The organism is Chryseobacterium sp. JV274 (genome assembly GCF_903969135.1).
Lineage (GTDB): Bacteria > Bacteroidota > Bacteroidia > Flavobacteriales > Weeksellaceae > Chryseobacterium.
In genome coordinates, this window is record NZ_LR824569.1 from 45,988 (window position 1) to 63,484 (window position 17,497).

14 protein-coding genes are annotated in these 17,497 nt (G+C 37.2%); 12 read left to right on the forward strand and 2 right to left on the reverse strand.

The genetic code is table 11. The annotated features are described in order from the left end of the window. The first annotated feature begins 12 nt into the window (after positions 1–12). From CHRYMOREF3P_RS00235 to CHRYMOREF3P_RS00255, 5 genes are all read left to right on the forward strand, one after another. Positions 13–945, forward strand: a complete 933-nt coding sequence (locus CHRYMOREF3P_RS00235; RefSeq protein WP_180563519.1) for a phytanoyl-CoA dioxygenase family protein — start codon at positions 13–15, stop codon at positions 943–945. Between the two features lie 76 nt (positions 946–1,021). Then, the gene (locus CHRYMOREF3P_RS00240) at positions 1,022–2,197 is read left to right on the forward strand and encodes a hypothetical protein (RefSeq protein ID WP_180563520.1); all 1,176 of its coding nucleotides are present in this window, start codon (positions 1,022–1,024) and stop codon (positions 2,195–2,197) included. 24 nt (positions 2,198–2,221) lie between these two features. Beyond that, on the forward strand, positions 2,222–2,734 hold the full coding sequence (locus CHRYMOREF3P_RS00245; RefSeq protein ID WP_077414373.1) for a hypothetical protein: 513 nt from the start codon (positions 2,222–2,224) through the stop codon (positions 2,732–2,734). Positions 2,735–2,751: 17 nt separating this feature from the next. Further along, positions 2,752–3,363 carry an inorganic pyrophosphatase gene (locus tag CHRYMOREF3P_RS00250; RefSeq protein WP_077414371.1) on the forward strand — a complete coding sequence of 204 codons (612 nt, stop codon included), beginning with the start codon at positions 2,752–2,754 and terminating at the stop codon, positions 3,361–3,363. Positions 3,364–3,683: 320 nt separating this feature from the next. After that, positions 3,684–6,416 carry a sodium-translocating pyrophosphatase gene (locus CHRYMOREF3P_RS00255; RefSeq protein WP_180563521.1) on the forward strand — a complete coding sequence of 911 codons (2,733 nt, stop codon included), beginning with the start codon at positions 3,684–3,686 and terminating at the stop codon, positions 6,414–6,416. Positions 6,417–6,550: 134 nt separating this feature from the next. Here CHRYMOREF3P_RS00255 and CHRYMOREF3P_RS00260 read toward each other — a convergent pair whose 3' ends face one another. After that, positions 6,551–7,690: an aminotransferase class I/II-fold pyridoxal phosphate-dependent enzyme gene (locus CHRYMOREF3P_RS00260; protein ID WP_180563522.1), complete on the reverse strand. Its 1,140-nt coding sequence runs from the start codon at positions 7,688–7,690 to the stop codon at positions 6,551–6,553. A 160-nt stretch (positions 7,691–7,850) separates the two neighbouring features. Between CHRYMOREF3P_RS00260 and CHRYMOREF3P_RS00265 the strand changes: the two genes are divergently transcribed. The 6 genes from CHRYMOREF3P_RS00265 (at position 7,851) to CHRYMOREF3P_RS00290 (ending at position 13,111) form a co-directional block, all read left to right on the forward strand. Then, the gene (locus tag CHRYMOREF3P_RS00265) at positions 7,851–8,891 is read left to right on the forward strand and encodes a M28 family metallopeptidase (protein ID WP_180563523.1); all 1,041 of its coding nucleotides are present in this window, start codon (positions 7,851–7,853) and stop codon (positions 8,889–8,891) included. Positions 8,892–8,916: 25 nt separating this feature from the next. Then, positions 8,917–9,366: a GNAT family N-acetyltransferase gene (locus tag CHRYMOREF3P_RS00270; RefSeq protein WP_232538919.1), complete on the forward strand. Its 450-nt coding sequence runs from the start codon at positions 8,917–8,919 to the stop codon at positions 9,364–9,366. After that, complete coding sequence (locus CHRYMOREF3P_RS00275; protein WP_077414363.1) at positions 9,363–9,725, forward strand: glyoxalase; 363 nt, start codon at positions 9,363–9,365, stop codon at positions 9,723–9,725. Before CHRYMOREF3P_RS00270 ends, CHRYMOREF3P_RS00275 begins: the two co-directional genes overlap by 4 nt. 11 nt (positions 9,726–9,736) lie before the next feature. Further along, the gene (locus CHRYMOREF3P_RS00280) at positions 9,737–10,237 is read left to right on the forward strand and encodes an endonuclease V (protein WP_077414361.1); all 501 of its coding nucleotides are present in this window, start codon (positions 9,737–9,739) and stop codon (positions 10,235–10,237) included. A 148-nt stretch (positions 10,238–10,385) separates the two neighbouring features. Continuing rightward, positions 10,386–11,561, forward strand: a complete 1,176-nt coding sequence (locus CHRYMOREF3P_RS00285; protein WP_180563524.1) for an acetyl-CoA C-acyltransferase — start codon at positions 10,386–10,388, stop codon at positions 11,559–11,561. A gap of 239 nt (positions 11,562–11,800) precedes the next feature. Beyond that, a complete protein-coding gene (locus CHRYMOREF3P_RS00290; RefSeq protein ID WP_180563525.1) occupies positions 11,801–13,111 on the forward strand; it encodes a T9SS type A sorting domain-containing protein in 1,311 nt (436 codons plus the stop codon). Between the two features lie 112 nt (positions 13,112–13,223). On the opposite strand, the gene CHRYMOREF3P_RS00295 is transcribed toward CHRYMOREF3P_RS00290, so the two are convergent. Next, positions 13,224–16,565 (reverse strand): DEAD/DEAH box helicase, encoded by a 3,342-nt coding sequence (locus tag CHRYMOREF3P_RS00295; protein ID WP_180563526.1) that lies wholly within the window; start codon positions 16,563–16,565, stop codon positions 13,224–13,226. Positions 16,566–16,699: 134 nt separating this feature from the next. Between CHRYMOREF3P_RS00295 and CHRYMOREF3P_RS00300 the strand changes: the two genes are divergently transcribed. Further along, positions 16,700–17,497: an SDR family oxidoreductase gene (locus tag CHRYMOREF3P_RS00300; RefSeq protein ID WP_077414354.1), complete on the forward strand. Its 798-nt coding sequence runs from the start codon at positions 16,700–16,702 to the stop codon at positions 17,495–17,497.

Here is a 17,497-nt window from a genome sequence, read left to right on the forward strand (position 1 = left end):
AGTAAAACACTTATGTTACAACAGATTCGTCAGTACAAATTATCATATATGCTTTATAACTTGTTTAAAAAGAATAAATTAAAGCATAATATTCCATTGTATAAAAAATACGGAATCAATAAGAATTATTTTTCAAGTATTTCGAGTAAAGATTTTGCTCATCTTCCTGCAAGCGATAGAAAGGTAAATTATGCAAAACTTATAGAAACTCCCTTTTTTAAGAAGTTATCGGAAGAAAATAAAGAAAGTGTTCTTCAGTATGATGATAATGGCTATCTGATTTTGAGAAATTTCCTGACTCCGGAAACGGCAGATCAAATCAATACAGAAATTGATAAGCTGATGGAAGATGGTACACTGAAGTTTATTTACGGGGGAAAACTGATGTTTGCCATTCATCATTCAGAAATTATTAAAAACATTGGAAGTGATAAGGAATTATTAGACTTTTTATCTGTTTTACTGGACGGAAAATCTAAACTTTTCCAAAGTATCAATTTCATCAACGGAAGCCAGCAAAAAACACATTCAGATAGTATTCACATGACGACTTACCCTTTGGGAGGATTACTTGGAGTCTGGATTGCATTGGAAGATGTGGATGAAACGAATGGTGCTCTTCATTACATTCCTAAGAGCCATAAATTACCTTATTTCCTGAATTCTGATTATGATAATGAGGGTACAGCCCTGAAAATCGGTAAGAAAAGTTACAGAGCTTATGAAACATTTCTTGAAGATAAAGTAAAAGAGCTGGGATTGAAAAAAGAAGTCTTTAAAGCAAAAAAAGGGGATCTATTGATCTGGCATGCCAATATTCTCCATGGCGGTGAGTCTCATACGGATAAAAACAGAACTAGAAAAAGCCTTGTATATCACTTCTTTGATGAAAATAGCGTTTGTTATCATGAAGTGACTCAAAGGCCGGCATTGTTTGAATTGTAATCCTTTATTATAAAAGCTTTTTATAAGAATAGAAGTTGATAGTTTTTTTACATTTGTATACTTATAATATCAACGTATGAAAAAAAGGGAGAATATTCTTGTTTTTATATTTTCAATCTATGTATGCATCATGTCATACTACCTATATGCCAACCATTATTACAATACTGATATGGAAGCTTATATGGGATTGATTTATAAAACGGAATATCCCGAAATGAAAATTGAAGAGATTCATCAGAAAGTATATGATGAATTGCGGGAAAAGAATCCTGATTTTGCGGGATTAGGACCTGTAGATCCAATGGTGAAAGAAGTAGCGAAAGGTGAAAGTAGCTATTACAAAATATTGTCACAAAATCCTAAAGCCTATGAAGAAGAATTGCAGCTTTTTGTAGTGAAACCTTTTTATAATTTCATCAATTGGGCATTCTTTAAATTAGGTTTTAGTGCATCTGCTTCCAATTCTTTAATTTCAGCTATTTCTTACGCCCTGATTCTTATTTTGATTTTCGGTTTTTTGATAAAAATTCTGAAAAATTATAGTCTTGCTTTTATCATCACGATTTTAATTTCCCTGTTCAAACCTCTTCAGGAATCAGGCAGGCATGTCTCTGCAGATTCTTTATCATGTCTGTTGCTTCTCTTGAGCTTCTATGTATTTTTAGTAAGAAAAAATTTTTTTCTTGCGGGAATCTTTGCTATGCTGTGTATTCTTACAAGACCGGAATATTTTATTTTTTATTCTTTTCTGTATGGCATTATTTATCTTTATAGAAACAGGCTGCAGGTGAAAACAGGTCCATTATTGATATCATATGGATATCTGTTTCTTTCCTTCTTTTTAATACAGACTTTTAATCAGGTTTCATGGTCTACACTCTTTATGAATCAGTTTACTAAAGTTCAGATTTACCCTGTTTCACAACCCGATCCGTTTTCTTTTTCAGATTATATTCATTTTATTAAAAGTAAAATAATGCTGGAGTTCAACGCTTCGTATTTTCCGGTTCTTTTGATTTTTATAATCATTATTCTGGCTAATAATTTTTCACTTTATAATAAAAAAAGACAGGCTCAGGTCTTATTTTTTGTAATTATTTATGGAACTGTCATCATGAGATTCCTGGTTTTTCCGTCCTTGGTAAACAGGATGATGTTGGGCTTTTACCTTATAATTATATTAGCATTAGTTTATATACAAAATTCTAAAGTGGATATCTTTAAAAACTCTTTAGAAGACGGAAAATAATTAGTAATTTTGCAGTCTAAAATTATGACGAGTCTTTCAGGATATCTACCGTATGCATTTGCATTGATTATTGCAATTCCTTTTTTGGTTTTGCTTAGACAATTTGTACATTCGTACATTACTCTTAAAAACCAGGAAATCAAACTACTCACCGTGAAATCTAATTCAGAGAACAAAGCACATTCTTACGAAAGAATGACCTTGTTTCTGGACAGAATGAAGCCGTCAAACCTTATCCATAGATTTGATAGAGAATTAGCGGTTCATGAATTTATTTTCCTTACCGAAAAAACAATCAATGAAGAATTTGAATATAACTCCTCACAGCAGTTATACATCACAAAAAATTCATGGAAGAATATTGTAGACTCTAAAAATGCGATCATAGAATTGCTTCACAAAACCTATGACGGATTGAAAGGGGAGGTTCAACTGGATGAATTCAAAACGATTTTCATCATGAACTACATGGAAGGCAACGATTATATTGTGGAAACAATAGAAGACTTAAGAAAAGAAATCTTAATAATAACTTAAAAAATAACAGATAAATAATGATTCCAAATTTTAAAGCACATCCATGGCACGGAATTTCTGCAGGAGAAGATGCGCCAAATGTTGTAAACGTATTTGTGGAAATTGTTCCTTCAGATACTATTAAATATGAAGTAGATAAAGAAACAGGATACTTAAAAGTAGACAGACCACAGAAATTTTCTAACATCATCCCTGCTTTATATGGTTTTGTTCCAAGAACATACTGTGATAAGGAAGTAATGAGACTTGCTGTAGAAGCAGGAGCTACGGATGTTACAATGGGAGATCATGACCCTCTTGATATTTGTGTTTTAAGTTCTCACAACATCCATGCTGGAGGTTTATTGATGGAAGCTATTCCAATCGGAGGTTTTAAAATGATCGACGGAGGAGAAGCTGATGATAAAATCGTTGCAGTAATGATCAATGACCATGCTTTCGGACACTTCAGAGATATTTCTGAATTACCAGAAGCAGAGGTAAAAAGATTAATGCACTACTTCCTAACGTATAAAAACCTGCCGGATGAGCCTGCTAAATGTAGAATTCAGGAGGTTTATGGAGCTGAGCATGCTAGAAAAGTGATTAAAGCTTCTCAAACAGACTACGCAGATAAATTCGGAGGATAAGATTCTCTTTATTCATAAAATAAAAAAGGGTAGACAGGTTTCTGTTTACTCTTTTTTGTTGAGTAAAAGTCATTGCGAACAGACTGTGAAGCAATCTCAAACTCTGAAAAACCTTTGAATAATTTAAAGGTTTTTTTTATGCATGAAATGTGTCTGAAAGCCTTATTCAGTACTGTTTCTTCATCAATTTCTACCACGATAGGTTCGGTGTCATATTTTTATCCTTTTTGATGGTAAGCATCATACTGTTAAAGTTTTTAGTGCTTTGATGGTAATTATTTATTATATTTAATTTTCTATTACCAAAAAAATATTAAACTATGGATCTATTTGTGTTAGTGCCAATTTTTGGTGTCGTCGCTTTACTTTATACATTTCTTCAGAGCAACTGGGTAAATAAACAGAATGCAGGAAATGAAAAAATGAAAATAATCAGCGGCCATATTGCAGACGGTGCAATGGCTTTTCTAAAGGCTGAATATAAAATCTTAATGTACTTCGTGGTGGTAGTCGCCATTTTACTCGCCGTAATGGGATCAAGTAATGCCAACTCGCATTGGAGTATCGGTATTGCCTTTGCAGTAGGAGCTGTATTGTCCGCATTAGCAGGTTTTATCGGGATGAAAATTGCTACCAAAGCCAATGTCAGGACAGCTGAAGCGGCAAGAACTTCACTGTCGAAAGCGCTTAAAGTATCTTTTACAGGAGGTTCTGTTATGGGAATGGGGGTTGCCGGACTTGCTGTTTTAGGCTTAGGAGCATTATTCCTGATCATCAAACAGATTTTTGCACCCGATGCCACAGTAGATTCTCATGAAATGGAAAAGACCATTGAAATTCTCACAGGGTTTTCTCTAGGTGCAGAATCCATAGCACTTTTTGCAAGAGTAGGAGGCGGTATTTATACAAAAGCGGCAGACGTAGGTGCTGACCTTGTAGGAAAAGTAGAAGCCGGAATCCCTGAAGATGATCCCCGAAACCCTGCAACGATTGCAGATAACGTAGGAGATAACGTAGGTGATGTAGCAGGAATGGGAGCCGACCTTTTCGGGTCTTATGTTGCAACAGTTCTGGCAACCATGGTGTTAGGTAGAGAAACTATTTCCGATGATGCCTTCGGTGGTTTTGCTCCAATCCTTTTACCGATGCTGATTGCAGGAACAGGAATTATATTTTCTATGATCGGAACTTTATTTGTGAAAATTAATGATAATGAAGGCTCATCCACTTCCAGTGTACAGAATGCTTTAAACCTTGGAAACTGGGGAAGTATTGTTATTACAGCTATATCATCTTACTTTCTGGTAACTTATATCCTACCTGAAAAAATGGTTCTAAGAGGCCATGAGTTTACTAAAATGGGGGTATTTGGTGCCATCATGGTAGGATTGGTTGTAGGAACTTTAATGAGCATCATAACAGAATACTATACCGCAATGGGTAAAAGACCGGTTTCCAGTATTGTGAGACAGTCTTCTACAGGACACGCAACTAACATTATCGGAGGTTTATCCGTGGGTATGGAATCTACTTTACTTCCGATTATCGTGTTGGCAGGCGGAATCTATGGATCTTATCTGTGTGCCGGGCTTTATGGTGTTGCCATTGCAGCAGCAGGAATGATGGCTACTACAGCTATGCAGCTGGCAATTGATGCCTTTGGACCTATTGCTGATAATGCCGGTGGTATTGCCGAAATGAGTGAACTTCCCAAAGAGGTACGTGAAAAAACAGATATCCTGGATGCGGTAGGAAATACAACTGCAGCTACCGGAAAAGGATTTGCTATTGCTTCAGCAGCTTTGACAGCATTAGCATTATTTGCAGCTTTTGTTGGAATTGCAGGAATTGACGGAATTGATATTTACAGAGCAGATGTTTTGGCTGGTTTATTTATTGGTGGAATGATTCCGTTTATCTTTTCATCATTGGCAATCACTGCAGTTGGGCAGGCTGCCATGGCGATGGTGGAAGAAGTAAGAAGACAGTTTCGTGAAATTCCGGGAATTTTAGAAGGAAAGGCACAACCTGAATATGAAAAATGTGTTGCTATCTCTACAGATGCCTCCATCAGAAAAATGATGCTGCCTGGTGCTATAGCAATCATTTCCCCACTCTTAATGGGATTTATTTTCGGTCCTGAAGTATTGGGAGGATTTTTGGCTGGTGCCACGGTATGTGGTGTTTTGATGGGAATGTTCCAGAATAACGCAGGAGGTGCCTGGGATAATGCTAAAAAATCATTTGAAAAAGGGGTGGATATCAATGGACAGACCTATTACAAAGGTTCAGAGCCACATAAAGCATCTGTAACAGGAGATACGGTTGGAGATCCTTTTAAAGATACTTCCGGCCCATCCATGAATATTCTGATCAAGTTAATGTCAATTGTTTCTTTGGTTATTGCACCTACTTTAGCTGTTTTGCATAAAGATAAAATTGAAGCCAACAGAAAAGCAAAAATTGAAAGCCTTACCGGAATATCTGCCGCTACAACGGCTGGTCATGCAGATCTTACAACAGTTCCGGTTTCCCCTGGTGGAGTTCAGGGACATCTTAATGAAAGTGGCGACTTTGTGTATGAAACAGGAAATGTTCAGAAAATAAAATTGGATGGAGGAAAAACGATTGCCATAGGAGATGGAAGCCAGCTTTATCAGCTTTATAATGTGGTGAAACAGAAAGATAAATCTGCTTTAGACCCTAATAAATGGTACACCATTGAAAACCTTTATTTTGAAACAGGTTCCAGTGACCTGAAGGCAGGCTATGAACTCCAGCTGAATACTTTAGCGGAAATCTTAAATGCATATCCTGATCTGAAAATAAAATTAGGCGGATATACAGATAACAGTGGTAATGAAGATAGTAATCTTAAATTATCAAATCTGAGGGCACAAACAGCAAAACTTAAATTACTCGAGCTGGGTGTTTCTGCAGACAGAGTAGAAGCTGAAGGATATGGTTCACAGCATCCGGTATGTGAAGCCAATGACACTGATGAGTGTAAAGCAAAAAACAGAAGAATTGATGTAAGAGTTCTGGCTCTTTAAAATCATTAAAATATAATGGAAGCACTGCCTTGGCGGTGCTTTTTTTATTATATTTTGGGGTAGCATGAAAATTAAAATTATATGAATAGATATCCACAATCATCTGTGAAAATCTGAGAAATCTGTGAGAAAAATCAAAGATTCCTTTTTAAATGTTCCAAAGCCTGGATAATCAGTTCATCTTTTTTAGCAAAACTAAACCTGACATAATCTGAATTCTGTCTTGAGTTGTAAAAAGCCGAAAGCGGAAGACAAGAAACTTTTTTCTCGATTGTAAGCCATTTTGAAAACTCTACATCCGTCATGGTAGTAGAAATATTCCGGAAATTAACGACCTGGAAAACACTTCCTTCCGCTTGCTGTTCAACTTGCAGGGGAGTTTCCTGAATCAGCTGATTGAAAATATCTCTTTTATTCTGCATTATTTCTTTATTGATGGCCGGATCAAATACATCCAGATACTTTGCGATAGCATATTGCGCCGGAGCATTGGCACTGTAAGAAATATACTGTTGGTGGCACTGGAATTTTGCCGTTAAAGTTTCAGAAGCTAGCATGTAACTGACTTTCCATCCGGAAGTATGAAACATTTTGCCAAAAGAAAAAATACAGAATGTCTTTTCTCTGAGCCCCGGATGAATAAAAGAACTGTAATGCTTAACTTCATCATAGCAGTACGTGTCATATATTTCTTCAGAAATCAAATATATATCGCGATCCTTAGTCAGTTCATACAAGTGATTCCAATCTTCCTTTTTCCATACTTTCCCGGTTGGATTTTGAGGAGAATTTACAATGACAGCTTTGGTTTTTTCAGTAATACAGTTTTTAAACAAATCCCAGTTGATCGTAAAATCACCATCAAGATCATAATAGACAGGGATTCCGCCATTCATGACAACAGCAGGTCCATAAGTATAATATGAAGGTTGGATAATAATTACTTCATCATATTGATTTAAAATTGATTTGAGGGAAGTATATAAAGCAAAGGTTGCACACGGAACAATGGTTATTTCTCTAGCTGTAACAGGAATTTTGTGAGTCCGTTTTGCATTGAAACGAATGATACTTTCGATCAGAAGGGGATTGCCGGCAAGAGGTTCATAATGGTAAGTGTCTCTTTCGGCTGCTTCTTTTAAGAATATTTTAAGTCTTTCATCAATATCAAAATCGGGAAGTCCCAGAGAAAGATCAAAGCTTCCGTGTCTGGCTGCAAGTTCGGACATTTCTGTAAAAAAGGAATAATGAGTAAATCCGTAAATTTTATCCACCTATTTTGTATTTTAATCAAATATAATAAAAAATTAATACCGTATTGAGTTTTAAATTGGAGTATCGTTAATTTTATAATGGGAAGCATATGATATTGCGATTTTGATCTGTTTTATTAGAATTCAATAAAATTTGTTATTTTTAAGAAATTTATTCTTTATGAAAAAAATACTTATTCCGTTATTTGCCATGGCTATAGTGACCAGTTGTGGGACGGCAAAAATATCTGATGGGAATTCTTCACATCCTGTTTCAACAAAACATAACAAGGCTTTTAACAATGCATACAAGGTAATTAATGCTGAGGATTTAAAGAAAAATCTGTATGTCATTGCAGCAAATGATATGGAAGGGCGAGATACAGGAAGCAAAGGGCAGAAGAAGGCGGGAGAGTATATGATTAATTATTATAAAAATCTTGGTATTTCCGGACCTAAAGCATTAGGCTCATACTATCAGAAAGTTCCATCTGAGTTTATGAAAAAAAGAGGTGGAGGTAACCTTCCTGATTCTGAAAATATCATGGCTTTTATTGAAGGAAGCGAAAAACCGGACGAGATTGTTGTAGTTTCTGCACATTATGATCATGTAGGAACAAAAAATGGAGTCGTGTACAACGGAGCAGACGATGACGGAAGCGGCACTGTAGCAGTAATGGAAATCGCCAAGGCATTCCAGCAGGCAAAAAAAGCAGGAAAAGGACCTAAAAGATCGATCCTGTTTCTGCACGTTACAGGAGAAGAACACGGATTGTTTGGTTCAGAATATTATTCCGAAAATCCTGTTTTCCCATTAGCCAATACCGTTGTTGATCTTAATATTGACATGATTGGACGTGATGATCCTGCCAACAGAGGGAAACAATATGTATATGTCATTGGTTCTGAAATGTTAAGCTCTCAGCTTAAAGTAATTAACGAAGCTGCAAATAAGAGAACGAATAACCTGGAACTTAATTACAAATATGATGATTTGAATGATCCGGAACAATTATATTACCGTTCAGATCACTATAATTTTGCCAAACATAATATTCCTGTCGCATTCTTTTTTGATGGGATTCATGAAGATTATCATAAGCCAACAGATGATCCTGAAAAGATTGATTATCAATTATTAGAGAAAAGAACCCAGCTTATTTTTACTACAGCATGGGATATTGCCAACAGAGAAGAAAGAATTGTGGTTGACAGAAAATAATCAAGAATTAAGAAAAACAATCACCATGAACATAGTAATCCGAGAAGCAAGACCGGAAGACATTCCACAGATTCAGGTCGTAAGAAATTCTGTGAAAGAAAACACATTATCAGATCCAGGTTTGGTTACAGATAAAGACTGTGAGGAATTTCTTTTTCAAAGAGGAAAAGGTTGGGTAAGTGAGGCAAAAGGTCAGATTGTAGGCTTTTCCATTGCAGATCTGAAAGAAAATAATATCTGGGCTTTATTTGTACATCCTGATTTTGAAAATCAGGGAATCGGCAGAAAGCTTCATGACATCATGCTCGACTGGTATTTTAAACAAAAGAAAGACGATCTGTGGCTTGGTACTTCACCTGGAACACGGGCTGAGAATTTCTACAGAAAATCTGGATGGAAAGAAACCGGAACCCATGGAAAAGGAGAGGTAAAATTTGAAATGACCTATGAACACTGGAAAAATAAAATAGTATGACACCGAAACTAAAATCCATCAGACCTTTTATCGGAGCAAAGAATTTTGAGATCAGCAGAAACTTTTATAAGGATCTCGGATTTGAAGAGGTTGTTCTGGAGCCCAAGTTATCACTGTTTATACGAGAGGAAATAGGCTTTTATCTTCAGGATTATTATACAAAGGATTGGGTTGATAATACCATGATCTTTATGGAAGTGGTCAATACAGATGAATTCTGGAAGGAGCTTTTATCCTTAAAGCTTACAGATACCTATGAGAATGTAAAACTTACTCCTGTAAGAACCATGGAATGGGGAAAAGAGTGTTTTGTACATGATCCTTCAGGGATTTTATGGCATTTTGGCGAGTTTTTTTAAGGGAATAAAATATGATTTACGCATTTGATACCTATTATTATGAGGATTATGCCAATACGGTGTGTATTGCATTTGAGGACTGGACGTCTGAAAAAGAAGTGGAAGTTTTTATAGAACAGACTGCTGTGAGTTCAGCATATGAAAGCGGGGCGTTTTACAAAAGAGAATTACCCTGCATTTTAAGTCTGCTCACGAAAATTACATTAAAATCAGAAGATATTATCATTGTTGACGGATATGTTACTCTTGACAATGATGGAAAAATAGGGTTGGGCGGCCACCTCTACGAAGCATTGGAAGAAAAGTGTCCTATTATTGGGATCGCCAAAAACGAATTTACAACTCCGGATTCCCAAAGGAGAAGTGTATTTCGCGGAGAAAGTAAAACACCACTTTTTGTGACAGCCAAAGGAATGAATGTAGATGAAGTTCAATTGAAAGTAGAACAAATGCATGGCACTTACAGAATGCCCACGCTGCTTAAAAAACTGGATCAGCTGAGCAGAACATAAAAATTAAAGTCTTACTTATTACAGTAAGATTTTTTTAATCCTTAATATACCGATTGGTATATTTTAATTATCTTTGTATTGTTCCCTGTGAAAAGGAAAGAATTTTTTTAACCAGAAATATACCGATTGGTATTAAAAATAATATCCTATGAAAGAAGTATTTATATTGGCTGCAAAACGAACTCCAGTGGGTGGTTTTATGGGAAGCCTATCCGGATTTACAGCTCCTCAACTTGGAGCAGTTGTAATTAAAAATGCCTATGAAAACATCGGATTGGCTCCGGAGCATATAGACAGTGTGTATATGGGAAATGTACTCAGTGCCGGGCTGGGGCAGTCTCCTGCAAGACAGGCCGCTATTTTTGGAGGAATTCCGGTAGATAAAGATGCAACAACAATAAACAAAGTCTGTGCTTCCGGAATGAAAGCGGCTATGATCGGTGCTCAGCAGATTCAGCTTGGTCTGGAACATCTTGTCATGACTGGTGGTATGGAAAGTATGAGCAATGTTCCTCATTACGTTAAGCTTCGTCTGGGAACAAAATTAGGAGATACCAACCTTACTGATGGCGTGATTAAAGATGGTCTATGGGATGTGTATAATGATTTCCATATGGGAAGTGCCGCTGAATTGGGCGTAAAAAAATATGGATTAACACGGCAGCAGCTTGATGAATATGCTTTGTTTTCCTATCATCGGGCTCAGGAAGCAGCGAAAAACGGTAAGTTCAGCAATGAATTGATCCCGATCTCAATTGAAGGAAAGAAAGGGTCTATCATCGTAGATAAAGATGAAGATATTGAGAAACTTATTCCAGAGAAAATTTCTCTTTTGAAACCGGCATTTGAATCAGAGGGTACACTGACAGCTGCTAATTCCAGCAATCTGAATGATGGGGCTGCAGCAATTCTAGTAGGATCTTCAGAAGCTATACAGCAGCATAATTTGAAACCCTTGGCCAGGATCGCAGCATATGCAGATGCGGCTCAGTCTCCGGAATGGTTTACTACTTCTCCGTCTATTGCCATTCAGAAATTGTTGAAACAAACAGGTCTCAGTTTATCTGATATTGATTATTTTGAGATTAATGAAGCCTATTCCTCAGTGATTTTATCCAACCAGCAGATTTTGGGTTATGACCTCAATAAGGTAAATATTTACGGTGGAGCGGTTGCTTTGGGACACCCGATTGGTGCTTCAGGAGCCAGAATTATAACAACTTTAGTCAATGTACTGCGGCAGGAAAAAGGAAGATTGGGGATAGCTGCCATCTGCAATGGAGGAGGTGGAGCGTCTGCAGTTCTTATCGAAAATGTAAGTTGAAGCAGATAAAATTCCTTAGATTCGATTCTTTATAACGAAAAGACTTTTCTTGAAATAAAATTTGAGAAAGGTCTTTTTTATTTATAACAGATTGATTATCCATTAGTAAATTAAGTTTCCAGATAAATATCATTAGGCAGTCAATGGTCTATTTTTGCTAAACTGACAAATATCATTACATTCTTATTTTTATTCATTCTAAATAAATATAAATTTGTCCCAAGAAATTCAAACAAAAAATGAAAAAAATAACTACTCTTTCTGGTATTGTACTTTGCTCTCTGGTGAATGCACAATTGCAATATTGTATGCCTGCATTTCAGTATGGAGCTGACAGTAATATGATCAGTAATGTTACTTTCGGAAACATTAATAACTCATCACCGGTTCAGTCAGGGAATGCACAAATTTATGAGAATTTTACATCAATGTCCACAGATTTGCAATCCGGAAGTAATTATAATATATCTGTAACTGGTCCTTCCAGTACATTTCCCAGTGATGTAGCTGTTTTTATAGACTTTAATCAGAATGGTAATTTTGATGATGCCGGAGAAAGCTTCTACATTGGAAGACTTGAAGCAGCCAATCCAGCCAATGCATTTACCATCAACAATACAATAGTGATTCCTGCAAACGCGGCCAATGGGAGTACAAGAATGAGGGTTCTTAAGAATACAAATGTTCAGGCTTATTCTGATCCTAATGCTGCCAATTCTATCAGTTCAGCCTGTGATTCCGGCTTAAGAGCAGGGCAGACTGAAGATTATACCGTCAATATTATAGGAAACACAGTGAATTTCCCGGCTCCTTACTGTGGTGCCGAAAATGTAACCAGTCTTACAGTAAGCGAAATAAGCAAAGTAGAATTTGCCGGAACCGTAAGAAACAGTGCTATTGACGGTAACTCAGATGTTCTTGAAAATTTTACGGCGACTGTCTTCACTGTTAACCGGGGAAATGCCTATCCTATAACAGTAACAGGAGGTACTCATGGACAGAATACCGTATCAGTGTATGCTTATATTGATTTTAACCATAATAATCAGTTTGATGCGGATGAGAAGTTTAACCTGGGCTATCTGGACCATTCCAATCCGGTTACTACTACAGAATCAGGGATCACATCCGGTAGTATTATAATTCCGGGAGGAGCGCAGCTTGGAGAAACCCGTTTCAGATTGGTAAAAGCATATGAATCAAATTCATGGATGGGAACTTTGGAAAACCTTCCATGCCCTTCAGGATGGTTTATAGGGCAGGCAGAAGATTATACGCTTAAAATTCAGCCGGAAAGCCTTTCCACAATAGAGGTTTCTAAAGAAGCATCAGCCAATGTTCAGATATATCCGAACCCTACAACGAATTCTGTGAATATCAAGATGAAAGAAAAGCTGGAGAAATATGAAATTTACAATATGTCAGGGCAGAAGATGCTGGAAGGCAATTCGATGAATGTACCCATGGAGAATTTTACTTCTGGAACATATCTTATTAAAATCCTGACAAAGAATCAAAAAACAGTCACAGAAAAGATTATCAAAAAATAGACACATCATATCTAAATCATATCCATATCAATTTTTGTTTTTAATCGACAGGTTCTTTACCTGTCGGTTTTTTTATTTTTAAAATGTCGTATTCAATAGATTTTTAAGTGTATTATGAACCAGATTCCAGCAGGTCCATAAGGTCCTGTTTTGAAAGTCCCTGAAGCTTTTTCCCATCTGTGGTAAGCAGATTCTGAGCCAGTTGTTTTTTCTTTTTCTGAAGGGTAAGAATTTTCTCTTCCACAGTATTAGAACAGATCATCCGGACAGCAATTACATTTTTGGTTTGTCCTATGCGGTAGCTTCTGTCAATAGCCTGATTTTCAGCAGCAGGATTCCACCATGGGTCTACCAGGTAAATATAATCAGCCTGCGTTAGGTTGAGACCGACACCGCCGGCCTTTAAGCTGATCAGGAAAACCCGGATATCATCATTTTTCTGGAAATTAGCTACCTTTTCTCCTCTGTCTTTAGTCTGCCCCGTAAGATATTCAAACTGAATATTGTGGCGTTCCAGCTTTGTCTTTATCAGATCAAGCATCCCCACAAACTGTGAGAAAACCAGTATTTTATGATCTTTTGATTTCCCAAGGATCTGTTCCATCAAAATCTCTATTTTAACGGCATTTTCACCGGAATATCCTTCTTTTATCAAAACAGGAGAGTTACAGATCTGTCTGAGTCTTGTAAGGCCCGTAAGGACGTGCATGCTGTTTTTATTCAGATCATCGTCATCATTGGCTGCAATAAACTCACGAAGTTCTTTTTCATAAGCGTCATAGATTTTACGTTGCTCTGCATTCATTTCACAGTAGATCACCGTTTCTGTTTTCTCAGGCAGCTCTTTTGCGACCTGTTTCTTGGTTCTTCTGAGGATAAAGGGCTTTATTTTTTGCTGAAGTTCTAACGCCCGTTTACTGTATTCAAATTTATCAATAGGAATGGCATAAATATCTTTAAAATACTGCTTGCTTCCCAAAAGTCCCGGACAAGCGAAAGAAAGCTGGCTGTAAAGGTCAAAAGTGCTGTTTTCAACAGGAGTACCCGTTAATACAATCCTGTTTCTCGATTGAAGCAGCCGTGCTGCTTTATACCTTTCCGAATTTGGATTTTTAATAGTCTGTGATTCGTCCAGAAAAACATAATTGAAATTAAAATTTTTCAGGAAACGGATATCTGAAAGCAACATTCCATAAGTGGTAAGGACTACTTCATAATCAGACATATGAGCGGTTGTCTTTGGTCTGTCTGCACCATAATGCAGCAGAACTTTTATAGAAGGTGCAAACTTGCTGATCTCTTCCTGCCAGTTGAAAAGAAGGGAAGTGGGAACTACAATAAGATGGGTAGTATGCCCCCGTTTTTCCCGCTGTGAAAGGATAAAAGCTATGATCTGAATGGTTTTTCCAAGTCCCATATCGTCTGCGAGACACCCTCCGAAGTTGAATCCGTCAAGAAAATTAAGCCAGTTCAGTCCATCATGCTGATAATCCCTAAGTTCAGCATTCAGCCCAGCCGGAATATTGACTTTGGGAATTTTTTTTACTTTTGAGAACTTAGTGGAATACGTGGTGAGTTCCTCCTGAACTTCCTGGCTCAGGATTTCCTTTTCAAACAATGAAGTGACCTCCGTGAAGTTGATTTTTGGAATCTTTAAGAGCTCTTCGTCAATTTCTCCAGCATGAAAGTAAGCGGCTATTTTCTCCATCCATTCTTCAGGGAGAATTCCCATGCTTCCATCATCCAGCTGGACGAATTTACTTTTATTCCGGATCGCCCGGTGAAGTTGTTTTAAAGAAGCTTCTTTAGGACCAAACCCTACTTTTAGCTTAGCATTAAACCAATCCAATCCGCTGGTAATCTGAATATTGATTGTAGCCCGGTGGGAATTTAATTTGTTATTCTTTAATTCGTTAAAGCCCAGTATGGTTATTCCTTCATTTCTCCAGGTTTCAAATGCTTCAAGAAACCAGTTGTTATCCAGGAATTTATCCCTGTGAAGATAAAAATACTGATAGCCGTCCATCTGCTCTTCAAAATCAGGATGCTGCTGCATGACCAAAGAAGTAAAGCGGGCTTCCGCAGATTCAATTCTCTCTATTTTAAATGGATTTCCATTCTGATCTGTATCAAAAAGCTGCTTTCTGGAATAGACAGGAATTTCTACGTCTCCGTATTTCATTACCGGTGTGATTCCTATATAATTTTCCTGCTGACGGAGATAAACTACTCTTTCAGTTTGATATTTTTTATCTTCAAGCTGTACTTTCGTTGCAGTTTGTATGTAGCTGTAATTTATGTGAATACGTTCTTCTATGGTAGAGAGAATATTCTTCATAAATGCCTCATATTTTGAAGAATGGATCAGTAAAATCTCATTATTAGCCTTAAAGAACCGGATGATTCTTAGCATGTCAGGATGGTCTACAAAGCTGAAAATGTTTCGGTTATAAACAAAATATTCATTTCTGAGTACAATATTTTTGAAAGGAACAGAGATATCATTCAATTGTAATTCTCCGGTTATTTCGTAAAACGGATCTTTCTTAAATACAGATAATTGAACCTCGGCATCTAAAGTATTTAATTCAACATGGGAAAGTGACTTTGCGGATACCGTTTCTGAGATTTCCCGGTCGTGATGATAGACATCCAGTTTCAGAGGATTCTGTACAATGAGCTTTAAAGCTTCCAGTTCTGAAGTATTGTAATCTTCATTATAATTATTCTGGAAAGAGGTTATAGCGGTGTAAAATTTAATCTCTGCGGGTTTCTCCGATTTCCATATCAGCTGCATGGCATCTACAGGAGTCACCGGATTTTTGAGCTTCCCTGTCTGCGTTATTTCAGCTTCCATCAGAGAGAAGGTCATATGGTTGTAATAACGGTGCTTACCAATGACCAATATCTGTTTCTTGCCTGTTTCCAGTACTGCCAATTCATCCAGTCTTGAGGGAAGCTGCGGTAGAAGATCTCTTTGAAACATAACATCATCTACAGGAAGCATTTCCTTGATCTTAGGAAGGATTTCAATTTTACCATCCCTATATTCCAGTTGAAAATATTGATCCAGATCAGGTTCATTTTCAAGGCCATATGTTTTGGCTTTAGGGAGAAAAGCTTTTTTACGGAGCATATCATCAAAAAACAGGCGGTAATTTTTATCCTCAATGATACAATGGATAATTTCTGCCTGATGGGAACAAAGCTGGTCTTTCTGATTATCACATGTGCAGGAGCATAATAATGAACTGCCGACCTTGCTGATGCTGACCATTGGAAAATCCTGTAATGAAGATTGCTTTGTAAATATTCCTGTATTGTTTTCAATAGCTGCAGGGTATATTTCTCGGAAATCCCTGATTCCAATGAATGTGCTGTCTGAGGTATGTTTCAGCAGGTCATATACGGAAAGTGTACTGATATTGATGTTGTCAAGAATATATTCTGCCATAAGAATTGATGAAGGCAAACTTACAAAAAACAAATGTATTTAAGAATCCATTTTGGCTACAGCTTACCGCATTTTGGCAACTTCCGGGTTTATTCTAATGCTGAACTTTGTCCTATAATTTTAAACAAAGAAAAATGAAAACAATTTTTATAACAGGTGCTTCTACAGGATTAGGAAAAGCAACTGCCCAATTATTTCAAAATAATGGATGGAGAGTAATCGCTACGATGAGAAACCCTGAAGCAGCTGCCGATCTTGCAGCCCTGGAGAATGTAACTGTGCTTCCATTGGATGTTACCAATCCGGAGCAGATAAAGTCAACGGCTAAACAGGCTATTGAACTGGGAGATATTGATGTGGTTTACAATAATGCAGGATATGGGCTTATAGGCCCTTTGGAAGCGCTTTCAGATGATCAGATCGTGAAACAGCTTGACACGAATTTATTAGGGGTTATACGCGTTACACAGGCATTTATTCCTTACTTCAGGGAACAGAAAAAAGGAATGTTCATTTCTACAACGTCTATAGGAGGACTGGTTGCATTTCCGCTGGGTTCTACTTATCATGCTACCAAGTGGGCGCTGGAAGGCTGGAGCGAAAGTTTAGCTTTCGAGCTTAATACTTTTGGAATAGATGTTAAGACTGTTTCTCCAGGAGGAATCAAAACAGATTTTGTAAGCCGTTCTCTTGACTCGGCATCCAGTCCGGCGTATGAAGATATCACAAACTCTCTGTTTTCTAAAATGGAAGGAATGATGGAAGCAGCTTCTACTCCGGAACAGATTGCAGCAGTGGTGTATGAGGCTGCTACAGACGGCAGAAAACAACTGAGGTATGTAGCCGGAGAAGATGCTAAAGCGATCTACGCACAGCGCCTTGAATTAGGTGATGAAGCATTCAGAGAGCAGTTTGGCAAACAGTTTATTTAA